The sequence below is a fragment of the Variovorax sp. 01N429 genome (assembly GCF_056399425.1).
Genome location: NZ_JBFTRG010000023.1, coordinates 62,000 through 76,397, shown reverse-complemented (window position 1 = coordinate 76,397; position 14,398 = coordinate 62,000). Strand labels below are relative to the sequence as shown.

Sequence of the window (14,398 nt, the reverse complement as noted above, 5' to 3'; positions counted from 1 at the left end):
CCGATCAACTATGTTGCTTGGAGCTCGAACTGTCGCCCGTACGGCTGCCGCTGCCGGAACCGCCAGAGCTACTTGACGAGGCACCTGACGCGCCCGACGCGCCTGACGTACCCGACGATGCTCCGCTCGAACCCTGGCCCGATGACTGCTGGCTGCGGGCTGCGCGCCAGGTGTTGAACTCGTCCGCGAACTTGCCGTACCGCTCACGCCGATAGGCATCGAAGTCGTCGTCGAAGCGCTCCATCTGCTCATTGCGCCATTGCAGATAGTCCGGGTCCGAGTGACGTCCCTGCCCCTGGATGTACTGCTGTCTTCCGCGACCCTGCACCCCGCTGCCAATACCGCTGCCCCATGTGCGCGGGCCAGTCGGCATGTCCCAGTCGCTCTGGCTCTGGTCACGGCCGTACCCGCTCATGTAGCCGGCACCGAGCGTGCCTCGGCCCTGTTCGTTCTCGCGGCCGTATTCCCCTGGGCCGCCAAATCGCGATCCCTGCGATCCCTGCGAACCCTGGTTGTGCGTGCGCCAGCTGTCGCGCTCATGCGATGAGCGGCCGTAGTCTTGATCGGGATTGCCTCGATCGAAATCGTTCCCCCAGTAGCCGCGCTGATAGTCACTGCCCTGGCCGCCTTGACTGCGGCCGCCCTGGGACCACCCCGACTCATAGCCGCCGTATTCGGAACCGCCCATCTGCGTGCTGCGGCCCTGGAAAGCCTCGTGCTGCCCCTGGCCCTGTCCACGGCCCCGCCACTCGCGGTTCTGCTCGTCGCGCCAATCCTGACCGCCGCGCCGGTCGTCATCTCTCCACTGCATGGCAAACTCCTTTGAAAGGTTGGAAAACCAGACTAGATGGACGACCCCGTGCCTCTGTCGGAGCGAAGCGCGAGTTGCGTAGGAAGAGCACCGGCAGTGCAAAGACTTCAGATCGATTCGGACCGATCGCCCGAAAGGAGCTGCTCGGGAACCTGGAAGAAGCGCCAGCTCGTGTCGGAGCCGGCTCGCTCAAAAACCCACACCAGGTCGAATCGGTCGTCCGGCCACGACTGGGGTGTTTCGTCCCGGCCACCCATGAGCGCATTGCCAATATCGACAATCGCCTTGTGCTCCCAAGCGACGAGCACCGCGCCGGGCAATTGCGCAATGTGCGCGACCAAGTCCGCCTCTTGCCCTTTCTGGAATTGCGTCGACACGGTTTTACCGATGAAGCCGGCCAACGGCTGAAGGGTCTGCAGAGCACGTTCGCTGGGTGCCTTTTCCGTGGGCCGGGGAGCGAACAGGAACTCTGGCTTCTCGATATGCTCGGCGCCGCCTCCGGTAAAGCTGGTGAAGAAGCTCACCAGCGCTCCCGCCCTTTGCCAGCCGAGAACGCTCAGTGCCTGCGGGTTGGCGCTGCCATTCGAGTTCACCCCCTGGACGCTGCCGTCCTCATTGGGCTTCTCTGCATGGCGAATGACCATGATGCGATAAGTCTTCATGGCATGACAAGCAAAGTGGCTGGTATGCCGAAGCAAGCTGCGCCCGCCGACGCGACGACCGGGCAAGCCAAAGTCGTCTACTGCTGGCAGGTCAGTCCGACAACGAAGCCGTTGCCGTAGGATTCATCCGTCCGGCTCTTCAGTCCCCCGCCGAGTCGTCACCTCGCACGTGTGACCGACATTGCGTTCACGGTCTCGGCAAAACCCAACGGGTACTCCGAGACTGCGGGGGTCCTTCGGAAGAACGCAGTCTCCGAAGGACCCTTTGTTGAATCAGCGCATGGCGCCGCGCCGGCGAGGGCGAACGCGTTCAGTTGACACAGCTGTAGCTCGCTGCGATGTTGAGATCTCCAGTCCCGTTGTACTTGGGCCAGGTGATCTTGGCGTATCACCAGGCACCGTCAAGACCTATCGCGACCGCGCCTTCGATCGGCTTGGCATTCATCACCCCAATGAGTTATTCGCACTCGTGATGGGCAAGGGCCCAAACTGAACTAAGGGTGAGACGCCACAACGGCACCTGAAACTGCTCAGCATCAGCAGCAAAGCAAAAGGGCCGGTTCGCGGCCCTTTTGCATTTCCTGAGCCGCGGGGCTATTACTGGCAAATGAAGTTCGCTGCGTCTTCGATGCTGCCGGTGCCCTTGTAGGTCGCGCTCGTTGGGTAGGCGCACAGTGGGCGGGTGCGGCCCGGCCATGGCGTCGCGACAGGAGCAGTACCGATGATCGACGCGGGCGCTGCGCCCTTCTCGACCCAGTTCACGACTGCAGCGAAAGCATCCATGGTGCTCGTTCCGGGCCCGCCCGAGCAGTGCTGCACGCCCGGCATCAGGAACAAGCGGGCGAATTCCTGCGTCTTCGCGTAGTTGAACGGCGTTCCGCCGTTGGCCGTGTTGAGTTGCTCATACCAGTCAACCATGGCCATCGGCGAGAAGGGACCGCCGCTTTGAGGCTGATACACGATCAGTTTGCCCTTCCTGCCCTTGAGCTTGGAATAGTCGGTCGAGTCCGCCTGCAGCTGATCGAACGACGAGACCGGGAATGCAACTGTCGTGTTGAACAAGCTCGCGTAATAGGCGTCGAGGTCGTAGTTCAGCATGATCTTGGTCAGACCCTCTGCTGCCGTCGGCGCCGGGGACGTCGGTGGCGTGGGTGCGAGAACCGTACTCAGCGCGCCTCCCGCGCCGCCGGTGAAGTCCAGCGAATTGTTCTGCGCGGTGGCGAGGTTCGCCTGGTAAGAGCCAATCTTCCACGAACGCCAGCCGGTTGCAATGTTGGTTGCACCCGCAGCGTTGCAATCCGCAGCGCTCGTGCAGCCCGCGATGCCGGCGTCCCACATCCATGGGTAGTAGGGGCGCTTGCCCGACGGAGTGACTGGCCCGGCATATATCTTCACGATCGCGTCGATCTGACCGGAAGTGAGACAACCGTCGGCCTTGGCGCCACTGCATTGCACAAGGTCGAGCTTCGGCAACACCTTGGATGTGGTGCACTGCAAAGGCTTGTTGACCATCCCATCGATCAGCCCATCCAAGCCGTCGCACGCATCCAGGACGGCCTTGGACACCAATTGCAGGTCTTGATTGGTGAAGGTGTTGCTGGCCAATGGCACGCCGTTCACCGAAGCAAGATTCATCGAAGTCGCCAGAGCGCCAAGAACTTGCGCGTCGTAGACCTCATGCGTGGACATCGTTGTGAGCTTGAAGCCCGGATCACCCGCCACGATTCCATCGTACTGGTCACCCAATCGTTGCGAGACCATCATCGCTTCGCGGCCACCCATGGAGCAGCCTTCGAAATAGGCGTAGTCCTGCGCTTCGTTGTAGTAGGTCTTGACGAAGGAGTTGAGAGCTTGAGTCGTCTGCTCGATGGCGCGATAGGCGAAATCCGTTCGAGCTTCGAAGTCAGTGGCGAAGGCACCCGTGGCCGCGGCCATGGGATCGTTGTTCTTGACGTTGTCGTGGCCGGAATCGTTGGCGGCGGTCGCATAGCCCTGCCGCAGTCGCGTGAGCGTGTCGGGAACGCTGCCATCGAGTCCACCTCCACCCGACATCGCAGAGCGTCCATTCCACGCCGTGGGCAAGCGGACTCGCCAGTTGATCGCGTAAGTCTGCGTCACACCCGGCGAGCTCTGGGCGCCGACACGCGCCGCGCGAATCGTGCCGACAAGATCGCAATGCTCGGGTGTGGCGGGCGTATTGCCTGAAGCAGCAACCGCGGCACTGAACGTGGCGGTCGTGACCTTCGTTTGGGCCGGAAAGCTCGCATTGTTTTCAACCAAGCCGGCCAATGCTTCGCAGGTCGACTTGCTCGGGCCCTGGAAGGGCGTCGTTGACGGCGGCGTCGAGGTCGTCCCTCCCCCCGAGCTGGCGGTCCCTGTTCCCGTTCCCGAGCCACTGCCGGAGGCAGGCGAGACCGGAAAGCCGCCGCCCCCGCCACCGCCACAGGCTCCGAGGGCCGCGATGGCGAAAAGGAGCGCCATCCGAGATGCACTAAGTTTGCCCAACATGTCTTGTCTCCGTGTGAGTTTTGAAGGCGCGATCAAGCCGCTTCGGTCCGGCTGTGGTGATGCTTGTCGCTGCAATCACAATACAGTTATGTACTGTGATTCTTAGGAATGTAAAACGTCCTCATTGCAGCGAGAGGCGGTGTTTTTACTTAGCAGCGTACATTTCTGTATGGACAAAAGACGCAATAGATCTCCATGCCGTCTCAAACGCCCTGCACGGCCCATGCGAGGCCAACGGACCACCGTTCGGGTGCCTTCGCAATGGTCTATGCGACTTCGATCACCACGGCAGCGCCCATGTCTCCGGCCGCGCAGCCAGTGAACAGGCCCACGCCGCCTCCGTCCATCGCGAGGGAATGCGCAAGCTCAGCAATGCCACGCATTCCAGTCGGCGATTGCGGGTGACCGTAGATAAGGCTGCAGCCGAGTGGATTCATGCGCTCGAGCGGAAAGCCCGTCTCGCGGTGCAGCCATAGGTCATTCACCGCAAAGGGATTGTGCGTGTTGATGATCTTGAGATCCGCCACGCGCTTGCCGGCAGACGTGAGCGCCTTGTGCGCCGCGATGGCAGGCGCCTTCGGCATACGGCCCTTCTCCGCGCGCGCGAACGCCGCTGACAGCAAGCGCACGACCGGTTGGCCATCGGCGAGTTGCACTGCCTTGGCCTTGCTCGTGAGGACTGCGCCTGCCGTGCCGTCCGCGGGATGCGTTTGCGTTCCGTGAGTGATGACGCCGCCGGGCTTCGCCGGCGAAAGCTTCGCCAAGCCTGCCGCGCTGTACTCGCTGATGCCTTCGTCTACCTCCAGCACGATCTTCGACTTGCGGGATTGAAGGACGATAGGCCGCAAATAGCGCTTCTGCGCGGCGCGGTCATCCCTCAATGAGTCTTCGTACTGGGAGTAACGCAGCAGCGTGAGTTCATCGCACTGCTGACGCGTGAAGCCGCCATCGACTGCAGTGCACTCCGCCGTGTAGAGCATGGATTCGCTCGTCCACGGATCGGCGGCGAAGGAATCGAGCACCCAGTTCGTCGTGCGGGGTGCCCCGCCCATCGAAGCGCTGCGCGGGTAGACAAGCAGCGGTCCGTTGCTGGTGCGGTCGGAAGTGACCACGACCTGCGTCTGGCCATCGCCAAGCTGCGACGCGGCTGCCGCGCTGACCAGGCAGGCCACAGCCGTGGCGCAGGCCTGTGCGATCGCCGGTCCCCCGATGCCCGGCATCCCCAATTGGGCCGCGATCCACGGCGGCGCGTAGAAGCTGTCTGGCTGGGGAATGGTGGTGCCGAAGACGATCTGCCCTGCGTCCGCAGGATGGAAACCGCCCGCCGCAAGCGCATCGCGTGTGACCTGCACCGCCAGGTCGAGTGCGGACGAATCAGCCGCCGCGCCCTGCCAGCGGATGAATGGTGAGCTCCACAAAAGGGGCAAGGGAATGTAGGCGTCGTCGAAACGCATGAAGACCTCTCAATCGGAATCAAAGGACGACCACGCGCGGGTCGGATGGGTTGGAGTACAGAGCATCTACATCCGCTTCGCGCCTTTTCAGCACCACTCGCTGGTTGATGTAGCCCTTGTCTGTGATCTCGCCGGCGTCGATCGAGGGCGCGTCTCCCAGCACCAGTACCCGGCCCGGACACTGGGAGCTGCCCGCGCCCGACGCACGCAAGGCTTGAAGTGCATCACGCACACGGTCTATGACCTTGGCACGATCACATTGCCGCCCTTGCGGGGACAGAAAGATCATGAGCCCCAGCTCTTCGCGGTCGTGCCCTGTCACCACTGCGTCGGCCACATACGGCGACATGGCACTGATGGCACGCAACCGAACCGTGCCCACGGAAACCCACGTGCCGCTGGTGAGCTTGAAGTCCTCCGCAACGCGTCCATCGAAGGCGATGCCCTTTGCCGGATCCGCCGGGTCCATTAGCTTGGCCGCGTCGCCTATGCAATAGAAGCCCTCGTCGTCGAACGCGGCAGCCGTGGTCTCCGGCGCGTTGCGATAGCCCGGAAACACTTGCGGTCCCTTGACGCGAAGTTCGAGCTTCTCGCCGTTGGGCACGAACTTCACTTGCGAGCCCGGAAGCGGCAGACCAATGCAGCCCGCGCGCTCTATCTGCCAATGCACAGAGGTAACCGCCGGCGACGTTTCCGTAGCACCCCAAGCGGAGGTGAACCAAATCGGCTCGTCCCGCACACTGTTGGCCACCTTCTGAAGCCGCTCCCAGGTACTCTGGGGCAAAGCGGCACCGGCGTAGAAGATGCCGTCCAGACGCTCGAAGACATCGCGTGCAGCCTGCTGATCCTTCTCCAGATATGGAAGCAGCATGTCGAACCCGCGCGGCACGTTGAAGTGGAAGTTGGGTCGAATCTCACGGAGATTGGCCAAGGTCTTCTCGATCAGCCCAGGCGCCGGACGGCCGTCGTCGATGTACAGCGCCCCGCCGTGCGCCAGCGCCATGTTGAAGTTATGGTTGGCGCCGAACGTGTGACTCCACGGTAACCATTCCACCAGCACCAGCGGCTCTCGTCCAAGGAAGGGCCACACCTGCGCAATCTGCTGCTGGTTGGCACACAGCATCTGATGCGTGTTGATGACGACCTTGGGTGCACCGGTCGAGCCGCTCGTGAGCAGGTACTTGGCCTCGGTCTGCGGCTTCACCGCGGTTGCGAGCCGCTCGACCATCGGCCCCTCCTTGGCTGCGGCCAGGGAGGCAAACGTCCGTGCATCGGGCAACTCCCTGGCATTGCGGCTGAAGTACAGCGGAGCGCTGCCGCGCCAATGCGCCAGCGCTTCGCCATACACTGCTGCATCTGCAGCGTACACAATACCGGGCTCGAGCATGTCGAGGATGCCGTGCAGCTTGCTCCAGTCACGTGTCATGCAGGTGTAGGCACTTGAGACCGTGCAGCTCACCCTGCCGATGTACATCGCCGCCAGCGACAGCAGCGCATGGTCGATGCCGTTCTCCGAAACGATCACCACGGGCCGGTGCGGCGGCATGTCCAATGCGCTGAGTCCTTGGGCAATGCGGCCGACCTGCGTCCTCACCTCCCGGTAGCTCAGGCGCAGCCACTCGCCATTGCTGTCCCGCTCAGCCAGGAAGACCGCCTCGGGGGTCGCCATGGCCCACTCGTCCAGCCAGTCTCCGATGCAGCGCGCATAGGGGCGCAACGGGTCGGCGCTGCGCAGAATGAAGCTGCCGTCGGCGCGATGTTCGCGAATTACTTGGGGCGACGCGAGCGATTCGCCGCTACGAAAGAGTGGAGTGCGCATGGCTACCTTAGGCTGACAAAGCGTGCGCACCGGGACTCGGCGGGCCGTCGCTTCCATACAGTTGTGTCTGGAAAGTTTAAAGCGTCCCGAATGTATGGTCGTCAGGGTTTCCCCGGCTGCGGGGAGGTGCGCGAGTCCAGCCGCTAGCGTTTAGCCAGCAGTGTTTCGGCCACGAAGATCTGGCGCCGTTGCTTGTCCTTTGCGGTCCCCTGATTGCGGAACAGGGATTCGGACTGCATGTAGCAATACAGCAGAAAGGCGCGAGATTTCGCGTCCTCGGCGGAAAATTCCAACTCTGCAAAACACTCTTCCAGGTAGACCAGACGCTTGGCATCCACCGCATCCACTATCCTGCGCGCCATATCATCGCGGCGCGCCCAAGCGCGGATCGCCAATTCCACCGATGCCCCCTTGGCCGCCGCGCGTCCATGGAAAGGCAATTCGACAAGCTCTCGGATCAAGTCATCTGCATGAACGCCCTGCTTGCGGTAGCGGGCAATGATTTGCTCGGTCTGCGCTTCCTGCCAGCTCAGCAGGACCCGGCTCAGCAGATCTTCCCGATCCTTGAAGTGCCAGTAAAAGCTGCCACGCGTCACTTCCATGATCTTCGCGATCACATCGACCCGGACCGCATCGATGCTGCGATGCATCAGCAGCTCCGTTGCAGCGCGGATCCAGTCGTCGGGCGTGAGTTGCGTGCGGTCCGGATTGGATGCACGAGCGGGCTTCTTTGGCGCGGCGCCGCCAGGCGATTTCGTGAGCATGCGAAATCATAATCTCGGCACTTGGTGCAGTGCCGTATCAACGGTTCGTTGCTGGCCGGCTGAAAGCAACTGGTGACCGATCACCCGCCCCGCGGTCGATTCCGTTGCGCGAGATCGCGTTCAGCCTCCAGCCAGTCCTCTTCCTCATGGCCGGGCGTGAACCCTCTGCGCTCCGACCTCGCGTAGGCCGCTTCGCGTATGCGTGACTCGCGCTCAGGGTCCTGGCCTTCAGGAGCCTCCTGCTGTTGGCCAATCCTGGTGTCGTTCTGCTCCAGATCCTCGGCGCGGATCTGCGCTTCCGTCGGTTGTGAAAGCGGCGGAGGAACGGTTGCGCCCGGCGTGCTGCCGGCCTTCTTCAATGACATATGCTGACTCCGCTCCCGGCGAGGAACAGATGGCGGTCGCGCCGGTTTCGACCTTGGCTCCGACGTCGAAACTCCTTTTCGCAAGATGGCAGTCGCGTAGGAAGTTTTCTCATCCTGGGCAGCGAAGAAGATCCACGCCCCGCCCCGCCCTGCCCTGCCTTGCCTTCAGGCGCCGGGCGTTTCGTCCTCGGGAATCCGCTCCAGATCGGCAAGCCAGACCGCCGCTTCGCCGTCGCTTGGCGCGCGCCAATCGCCCCGCGGCGACAGTGAGCCGCCGGAGCCCACCTTGGGCGCGTTGGGCACGCACGAGCGCTTGAACTGGCTGGTCTTGAAGAAGCGATAGAGGAAGGTGCCCAGATGCTTGCGGATCTGTGTGAGCGAATAGGCGTTTCGCTCTCCCTGCAGGTCGTCAGGCCAATGGCCCTGCGCAGCGTCGTGCCACGCCGTGTAGGCGAGAAAGGCCACCTTGCTGGGGCGGAAGCCATATCGCACGGTGTAGTAGAGATGGAAGTCCTGCAACTCGTAAGGGCCGACGAAATCCTCGGTCTTCTGTCCCGGATGCTCATCCTCCTTCGACGAATCACCGGGGACAAGCTCGGGGCTGACCTCGGTTGCGAGGATGGCGCGCAGCACGTCGCTGCCCGCCGCGCCCACCTGCCCGTTGTCGGCGACCCAGCGGACCAAGTGCTTGATGAGCGTCTTCGGCACGCTGGCGTTCACGTTGTAGTGCGACATGTGATCGCCCACGCCGTAGGTACACCAGCCCAGCGCAAGCTCGCTCAGGTCGCCGGTGCCCACCACGATCGCCTGATGGAAATTCGCGAGCCTGAACAAGTGGCTCGTGCGCTCGCCGGCCTGAACGTTCTCGAAGGTGATGTCGTATTGCGGCACTCCCTCCGCGAAAGGATGGCCCAGGTCCTTGAGCATCTGGTTGCAGCTCGGCCGGATGTCCAGCTCGCTCGCGCTGCAGCCGATGGCCTCCATCAGCCGCAGAGCCTGGTCCTGCGTGCGTCGGCTCGTGGCAAATCCGGGCATCGTGTAGCCGAGGATGTCCGACCGCGGGCGCTTCAGCCGGTCCATCGCCTGGGCGCACACCAGCAATGCATGGGTTGAATCCAGTCCGCCCGAGACACCGATCACCAGCTTGGAAATCGCTGCCGCCTCCAGGCGCTGCACCAGCGATTGCACCTGGATGTTGAAGACTTCCATGCAGCGCACGTCCCTGCTGCGCGCATCGGCAGGCACATAGGGAAAGCGCTCGAGCCTGCGTTGCAATCCCGGCTGCGGCAGGAGCTGCCGCTGCTCGGCATCGAAATGCACCGTTCGCCATCCCTCCAGCGCCTGCTTGTGCCGCCGCGCGGAGACTCCGAACGAGTTCTGGCGCATGCGTTCGCGCGAGAGACGCTCGAGGTCAATGTCAGCCATGATGAAGTGCGAGCGGTTGCTGAATCGCTCGCTCTCGGCCAGCATGTCGCCGCTTTCGCAGATGAGGGCCTGGCCGTCCCATGCGAGATCGGTGGTCGACTCGCCAATGCCGGCCGACGAATAGAGATAGGCCGCCAGGCACCGCGCGGAGTGCAGGCTGACGAGCCGATGGCGATACTCCGACTTGCCAATGGTGATGTTCGACGCCGACAGGTTGACCAACACCGTGGCGCCCGCCAGCGCGGCATAGCTCGACGGCGGTATCGGCACCCAGACGTCTTCGCAGATCTCCACATGCAGCTTCAGGAGCGGCGTCTGGCGGCACTCCAGCAGCAGATCGGTGCCGAAAGGCACCTGCGTACCGCACAGCGTGATCTCGCTTGCCAAGGCGCTGTCCGCCGCGCTGAACTGGCGGGCTTCGTAGAACTCGCCGTAGTTCGGCAGATAGGTCTTCGGCCACACGCCCAGCACGCGCCCACCCGACACTGCCGCCGCGCAGTTGTACAGGCGATGGTCGACCCGAAGCGGCAGGCCGACGATCGCCAGGCCCGCGAGTTCGGTCGACGCCGCGACCACCGTGGCGAGCGCGTCTTCGCAGGCGTCGAGCAAGGCCGCCTGATGAAACAGGTCGTCGCAGGTATAGGCCGAGAGCCCCAGTTCAGGAAACGCGATGACAGCCGCGCCCTGCCGGCTCGCCTCCTGGTACATGGCCACGGTCTCGCTGGCATTGAACACCGGATCGGCAACGCGATTGCGCGGAACCGCCACTGCCAGGCGCACGAAGCCATGCGATCGCGGATCGAGAAAGTCGGACAAGGTGGTCATGGCTCTGCCTCTGCGTCGAATCGAATGCGTGAGCCTGGCATCGTAGGCACCTGGTGGACTTCTTCAAACTGCCGGAGGACCGTGTTGTTGCGCGGCGTCGTCTGCGATGCCACGCAATCCCTGGGCACCACGACTTCCAACGAGCGCATGCGCGCCTCCATCGCCGTGCTCAGCACGCACTGGTCGCTCGCCACGCCGGCGATGGCGATGCGGTGGACCTTCAGGAACTTCAGCAGGAGCTCCAACGGCGTACCGAAGAAGGCCGAGTGGCTGGGCTTGAGGACGAAATAGTCGTCGCGGGCAGGCTCCAGTGCGCGGGTGATCTCGGCCGCGATGCCGCCGCGCTCCAGCGACTCTTGCACCAGCGTCGGGAAGTCGGATCGCCAGCGCCCGCGGTTGTCGTTGGCATAGATGACCGGCGTTCCGGTCTCCCGGCAGCGGGCCTTCAGCGCGGCAATGTTCGGGGCGATGCGCCGCGCGCCGCGCACCAGCTTGTCGCCATCCGGGAAGTCCCAGCAACTGATCATGTCGACCACCAGGAGCGCGGTGCCCCGGGGTGCGACGTCGGGCGCGATGGGAGCGGGTTGCGTTTTTTGCGGCATGGTGACGCAAATTAGCACCGGTCACGCGCGCCGCCTGTAGGCGCATCTCGCGGCTCGCTCGATCGGGCGGCACCGGCGCAGCCCTCGCCTTTTGCTGACACGCACTGCCGCAGACAACGCACATCGCAGGGGCCCTGAAGGTTCGAACTTGGCCTGAAGCAGCAGGGGAAAAAAACATGCATATTGGTATTGAAAAAGGCATCGTCGCCATGGCCGTGAGTGCCCTGATCTGCGGCGTGAGTGCACCGGTCGCTGCGCAACCCACCGGCAACCCCAAGGGAAGCATGGCGCCCTCCGTCCAGGGCGAAAGCGGCAAGAAGCCCGCCACGCGTGCAACACCGGGGGGCTCCGGGGAGTCCGCGGACTCCGGGGACAAGGGCGGTTCGGTGTCGTCGGGCGAGACCGTCACACCCGACTCGCCCAAAGCGCGCAGCGGCAATCTCCGGACGCCCGGCATCGGGACGACGGGCGGGCTCTCCGGGCATCACCCGGGAGATCAGCCGTCGACCGGACCCACGCAGACCGACCAGGCCCCCAAGCCGAAGCCGAAGCAATGAACAACATTGAGCATCGAAACATTGAATGTGCGAGGACATCATGAACACGCCAGAGTCCAGCAATCAGGAATCCGGGCAGGCCGTCCAGACAGCGAATCCCGAGTCGACCATGTCCCCGGGAGACGAGGCGCCTCCGGGCACGCCGTCCACCGGAGAAGGCCTCTGCCGCGTCTGTGGCGGTTCGGGGCGCGACCCCGAACGCCGCGTGTGCGAGGCGTGCGGCGGTACCGGCAAGGTGACTGTCGGCATCGGCGGCGCCTGAGGCGCTAAGTCCCGTATTCCTTCAGCCGGTTGTACAGCGTCTTCATGCTGATGCCGAGGACCGCGGCGGTCCTCTCCTTGTGCCTTCCGCAGTGCTCGAAGGTCGCCAGGATCACCTGTCGCTCGATGTCGGAAAGGTTCGTCCCCAGCGGAATCGAAAGCTGGGCGCCGTTGCGGCCGCTGCCGTTGCGAGCCCACTCGCCCCCGTGATCCACCAGCGGCGGCTCGCTCGCGAAGTCCGCCTTGTCGGTCCCTGAAGGCAGCCATTCCTCGTCGATTTCTTCATCGACGGCCATGACCCAAGCGCGTTGCACCACGTTGCGCAACTCGCGGACATTGCCCGGCCATGAATACTCTGCAAGGCGCGCCAGCGCACGCGGCGTGAAGTGCTTGGAGAGCCGCTCCTGCGCGCTCAATTCAGCCAGGAATCCATTGGCCAGCATGCGAACGTCGCCATTGCGCTCCCGAAGCGGCGGCATGGTGATCGGGAACACATTCAGCCGGTAGAAAAGATCCTCGCGCAGCACACCGCGCGCCACCGATTCGAGCGCGTTCCGGTTGGTCGCCGCGATGATCCGCACGTCCGTCTGGCGCACGTCGGTGGACCCGACGCGCATGAAGGTCGCCGTCTCCAGCACGCGCAGCAACTTGACCTGCAGCGACGGCGACATCTCCGTGACCTCGTCGAGGAACAGCGTGCCCCCGGACGCTCGCTCGAAGAAGCCCTGATGCTGCCGATCGGCGCCGGTGAAGCTCCCGCGTTCGTGGCCGAAGATTTCGCTTTCGATGAGGTTCGGCGACAGCGCGCCGCAGTTGACCGCCAGGAAAGGCTGCTCCCTGCGCCGGCTCAGGTCGTGCACGGCGCGAGCGGCCAGTTCCTTTCCGGTGCCGCTTTCGCCATGAATGAACACGGTGACCGCCGTGCCCGCCACGCGCGAGATCTGCGAATAGACCCGCTGCATCGCGGCGGATTCGCCAATCAGCCGACCGAACCTGCCGGTCTCGCGCCACTGTTCGGTCACTTCCTGCAGCTCCGCGCGCAACCGCGACGGCCGGATCAGGCGCGACAGAAGCCCTTTCAGATGGGCGGGGCTGACGGGCTTGACCACGTAGTCGGCCGCGCCGAGCCGCAGCGCCTTGACCGAGGTTTCGACGCTCGCATTGCCCGTCATGAGCACCACCTCGGTGTCGCCGAGCAGGTCCTCGTGCTGCAGCAGCTCGAAGCCGTTGCCGTCCGGCAGATGCAGGTCGAGCAGCAGAAGATCCGCCGGCTGCATCGCCAACAGCCGGCAGGCCGATTCGATCGTGCTCGCGCTCGCGACGGTATGGCCCTCGCGAACGATCAAGGCGCTGATCATGCGTGCCGAATCTTCGTCGTCTTCGACTATGACGGTGTGTCCCACGTGCGCTCCCTAAATCTGCAAGGCTCAAGCTGCAGAACGGCTGCTGCCTTTTCCGCGCGAGCCTACGGCCCCGCGAGCGCCGCGGCCGACATCGGGCGCCGCCAGTTCGTGTGAGAGGTCGTGCAACTCATCTGTCAGTGAATGAAGGCGTGCGATCTGACGCTCCAGCACGGTCATCGCTTCCTGGTAGATCTCCGAGTCCGCCGGCTCGGTGCGCAGAAGCTCCACTGCGGTGGCAAGGCTGCCGAGCGGCGTGCGGAAGTCGTGGTCCAGCTTCTCCAGGCGCTTTCGGGTCTCCTGCACGTCTTGTACCCCGTCGCCAGCCGGCCAGCGCCAGCAGACCGCGAGCGTTGCGCCAGCCACCAAGGCGGCCACGAGCCACAGGACGCCGCGGTCCTCGGCGCGGGATTCACAGACTGCGTCGTCGTTGTTCGTCCTGTTCATGCGGTTCACGCGGTTCATGCGAAAAGCTCCTGCTTCTTGTCGGCCCGACAGCAAAATTTGCCGCATTCATTGCCCAAAGCGCTGCCCACAGCCGCCGCCCACGCGGCCCGCAATGCGGTTCTCCCTCGCAGGCTGCTCTTGTCCCGCCTCTGGCATGGACGTTGCGAAGCGCACGGAAACGCCCATTCAATTCCGGTACGCCGCACCCTGCAAGAGGCAAATCCATGAGCACCCATCCATCGCCCGAAGAAACCTTGTCGCCTCCCCGCGCGCGCCGCGGATTTGCCGCCATGGACCCTCAGCGGCTTCGCGAAATCGCGAGAGCGGGTGGCCGGGCGGCACACGAGAAAGGATCCGCGCATCGATTCGATGCCCAGGAGGCAAGATTGGCCGGGCTGAAGAGCCGTGCGCTGGCGGCCGCGGCCGCAGCCGCCGCTGCGGACCTGGCACGCACCGCCGATGGAGCCGAACCCGCGGAACACGCCGCCGGATAGGCGC

The 14,398-nt window shown here is 64.0% G+C and carries 14 protein-coding genes and 1 pseudogene; 4 read left to right on the top strand and 11 right to left on the bottom strand.

Translation table 11 applies throughout. From position 1 onward, the window contains the following. Positions 1 to 4: 4 nt before the first annotated feature. Both AC1DSF_RS27610 and AC1DSF_RS27605 read right to left on the bottom strand, forming a co-directional pair. Positions 5 to 811: a hypothetical protein gene (locus tag AC1DSF_RS27610; RefSeq protein WP_478183792.1), complete on the bottom strand. Its 807-nt coding sequence runs from the start codon at positions 809 to 811 to the stop codon at positions 5 to 7. Between the two features lie 107 nt (positions 812 to 918). After that, complete coding sequence (locus AC1DSF_RS27605; RefSeq protein ID WP_478183791.1) at positions 919 to 1,473, bottom strand: histidine phosphatase family protein; 555 nt, start codon at positions 1,471 to 1,473, stop codon at positions 919 to 921. 376 nt (positions 1,474 to 1,849) lie between these two features. On the opposite strand from AC1DSF_RS27605, the pseudogene AC1DSF_RS27600 reads away from it, so the two are divergent. Then, positions 1,850 to 1,966: pseudogene (locus AC1DSF_RS27600) on the top strand (helix-turn-helix transcriptional regulator); the annotation flags it as partial. Positions 1,967 to 2,070: 104 nt separating this feature from the next. Here AC1DSF_RS27600 and AC1DSF_RS27595 read toward each other — a convergent pair. From AC1DSF_RS27595 to AC1DSF_RS27565, 7 genes are all read right to left on the bottom strand, one after another. Next, positions 2,071 to 3,981 (bottom strand): tannase/feruloyl esterase family alpha/beta hydrolase, encoded by a 1,911-nt coding sequence (locus AC1DSF_RS27595; RefSeq protein ID WP_478183790.1) that lies wholly within the window; start codon positions 3,979 to 3,981, stop codon positions 2,071 to 2,073. A 266-nt stretch (positions 3,982 to 4,247) separates the two neighbouring features. Continuing rightward, positions 4,248 to 5,435 (bottom strand): thiolase family protein, encoded by a 1,188-nt coding sequence (locus tag AC1DSF_RS27590; RefSeq protein WP_478183789.1) that lies wholly within the window; start codon positions 5,433 to 5,435, stop codon positions 4,248 to 4,250. A gap of 19 nt (positions 5,436 to 5,454) precedes the next feature. Then, positions 5,455 to 7,254 carry a feruloyl-CoA synthase gene (locus tag AC1DSF_RS27585; RefSeq protein WP_478183788.1) on the bottom strand — a complete coding sequence of 600 codons (1,800 nt, stop codon included), beginning with the start codon at positions 7,252 to 7,254 and terminating at the stop codon, positions 5,455 to 5,457. Positions 7,255 to 7,397: 143 nt separating this feature from the next. Then, positions 7,398 to 8,018: a TetR/AcrR family transcriptional regulator gene (locus AC1DSF_RS27580; protein ID WP_478128393.1), complete on the bottom strand. Its 621-nt coding sequence runs from the start codon at positions 8,016 to 8,018 to the stop codon at positions 7,398 to 7,400. A gap of 80 nt (positions 8,019 to 8,098) precedes the next feature. Further along, on the bottom strand, positions 8,099 to 8,383 hold the full coding sequence (locus AC1DSF_RS27575) for a DUF2934 domain-containing protein (protein ID WP_478146054.1): 285 nt from the start codon (positions 8,381 to 8,383) through the stop codon (positions 8,099 to 8,101). A gap of 165 nt (positions 8,384 to 8,548) precedes the next feature. Further along, entirely contained in the window at positions 8,549 to 10,633 is a 2,085-nt protein-coding gene (locus AC1DSF_RS27570) for an NAD(+) synthase (protein WP_478183787.1), read from the bottom strand. Beyond that, complete coding sequence (locus AC1DSF_RS27565) at positions 10,630 to 11,235, bottom strand: cysteine hydrolase family protein (RefSeq protein WP_478128390.1); 606 nt, start codon at positions 11,233 to 11,235, stop codon at positions 10,630 to 10,632. Before AC1DSF_RS27565 ends, AC1DSF_RS27570 begins: the two co-directional genes overlap by 4 nt. 176 nt (positions 11,236 to 11,411) lie before the next feature. Between AC1DSF_RS27565 and AC1DSF_RS27560 the strand changes: the two genes are divergently transcribed. Together AC1DSF_RS27560 and AC1DSF_RS27555 are read left to right on the top strand one after the other, a co-directional pair. Continuing rightward, entirely contained in the window at positions 11,412 to 11,792 is a 381-nt protein-coding gene (locus AC1DSF_RS27560; protein WP_478146052.1) for a hypothetical protein, read from the top strand. Positions 11,793 to 11,832: 40 nt separating this feature from the next. Beyond that, positions 11,833 to 12,054 (top strand): hypothetical protein, encoded by a 222-nt coding sequence (locus AC1DSF_RS27555; RefSeq protein WP_478183786.1) that lies wholly within the window; start codon positions 11,833 to 11,835, stop codon positions 12,052 to 12,054. A gap of 4 nt (positions 12,055 to 12,058) precedes the next feature. On the opposite strand, the gene AC1DSF_RS27550 is transcribed toward AC1DSF_RS27555, so the two are convergent. Beyond that, positions 12,059 to 13,456, bottom strand: coding sequence for a sigma-54-dependent transcriptional regulator (locus tag AC1DSF_RS27550; protein WP_478128387.1), 1,398 nt, complete (start codon positions 13,454 to 13,456; stop codon positions 12,059 to 12,061). A 24-nt stretch (positions 13,457 to 13,480) separates the two neighbouring features. Next, positions 13,481 to 13,918, bottom strand: coding sequence for a histidine kinase dimerization/phospho-acceptor domain-containing protein (locus AC1DSF_RS27545; protein WP_478183785.1), 438 nt, complete (start codon positions 13,916 to 13,918; stop codon positions 13,481 to 13,483). Positions 13,919 to 14,124: 206 nt separating this feature from the next. Between AC1DSF_RS27545 and AC1DSF_RS27540 the strand changes: the two genes are divergently transcribed. After that, positions 14,125 to 14,394, top strand: coding sequence for a KGG domain-containing protein (locus AC1DSF_RS27540; protein WP_478128385.1), 270 nt, complete (start codon positions 14,125 to 14,127; stop codon positions 14,392 to 14,394). Positions 14,395 to 14,398: the final 4 nt, after the last annotated feature.

Excerpts from the sequence above, each read along its gene's own strand:
- AC1DSF_RS27610 (WP_478183792.1), bottom strand. The coding sequence starts at position 811 with ATGCAGTGGAGAGATGACGACCGGCGCGGCGGTCAGGATTGGCGCGAC.
- AC1DSF_RS27605 (WP_478183791.1), bottom strand. The coding sequence starts at position 1,473 with ATGAAGACTTATCGCATCATGGTCATTCGCCATGCAGAGAAGCCCAAT.
- AC1DSF_RS27595 (WP_478183790.1), bottom strand. The coding sequence starts at position 3,981 with ATGTTGGGCAAACTTAGTGCATCTCGGATGGCGCTCCTTTTCGCCATC.
- AC1DSF_RS27590 (WP_478183789.1), bottom strand. The coding sequence starts at position 5,435 with ATGCGTTTCGACGACGCCTACATTCCCTTGCCCCTTTTGTGGAGCTCA.
- AC1DSF_RS27585 (WP_478183788.1), bottom strand. The coding sequence starts at position 7,254 with ATGCGCACTCCACTCTTTCGTAGCGGCGAATCGCTCGCGTCGCCCCAA.
- AC1DSF_RS27580 (WP_478128393.1), bottom strand. The coding sequence starts at position 8,018 with ATGCTCACGAAATCGCCTGGCGGCGCCGCGCCAAAGAAGCCCGCTCGT.
- AC1DSF_RS27575 (WP_478146054.1), bottom strand. The coding sequence starts at position 8,383 with ATGTCATTGAAGAAGGCCGGCAGCACGCCGGGCGCAACCGTTCCTCCG.
- AC1DSF_RS27570 (WP_478183787.1), bottom strand. The coding sequence starts at position 10,633 with ATGACCACCTTGTCCGACTTTCTCGATCCGCGATCGCATGGCTTCGTG.
- AC1DSF_RS27565 (WP_478128390.1), bottom strand. The coding sequence starts at position 11,235 with ATGCCGCAAAAAACGCAACCCGCTCCCATCGCGCCCGACGTCGCACCC.
- AC1DSF_RS27560 (WP_478146052.1), top strand. The coding sequence starts at position 11,412 with ATGCATATTGGTATTGAAAAAGGCATCGTCGCCATGGCCGTGAGTGCC.
- AC1DSF_RS27555 (WP_478183786.1), top strand. The coding sequence starts at position 11,833 with ATGAACACGCCAGAGTCCAGCAATCAGGAATCCGGGCAGGCCGTCCAG.
- AC1DSF_RS27545 (WP_478183785.1), bottom strand. The coding sequence starts at position 13,918 with ATGAACCGCGTGAACCGCATGAACAGGACGAACAACGACGACGCAGTC.
- AC1DSF_RS27540 (WP_478128385.1), top strand. The coding sequence starts at position 14,125 with ATGAGCACCCATCCATCGCCCGAAGAAACCTTGTCGCCTCCCCGCGCG.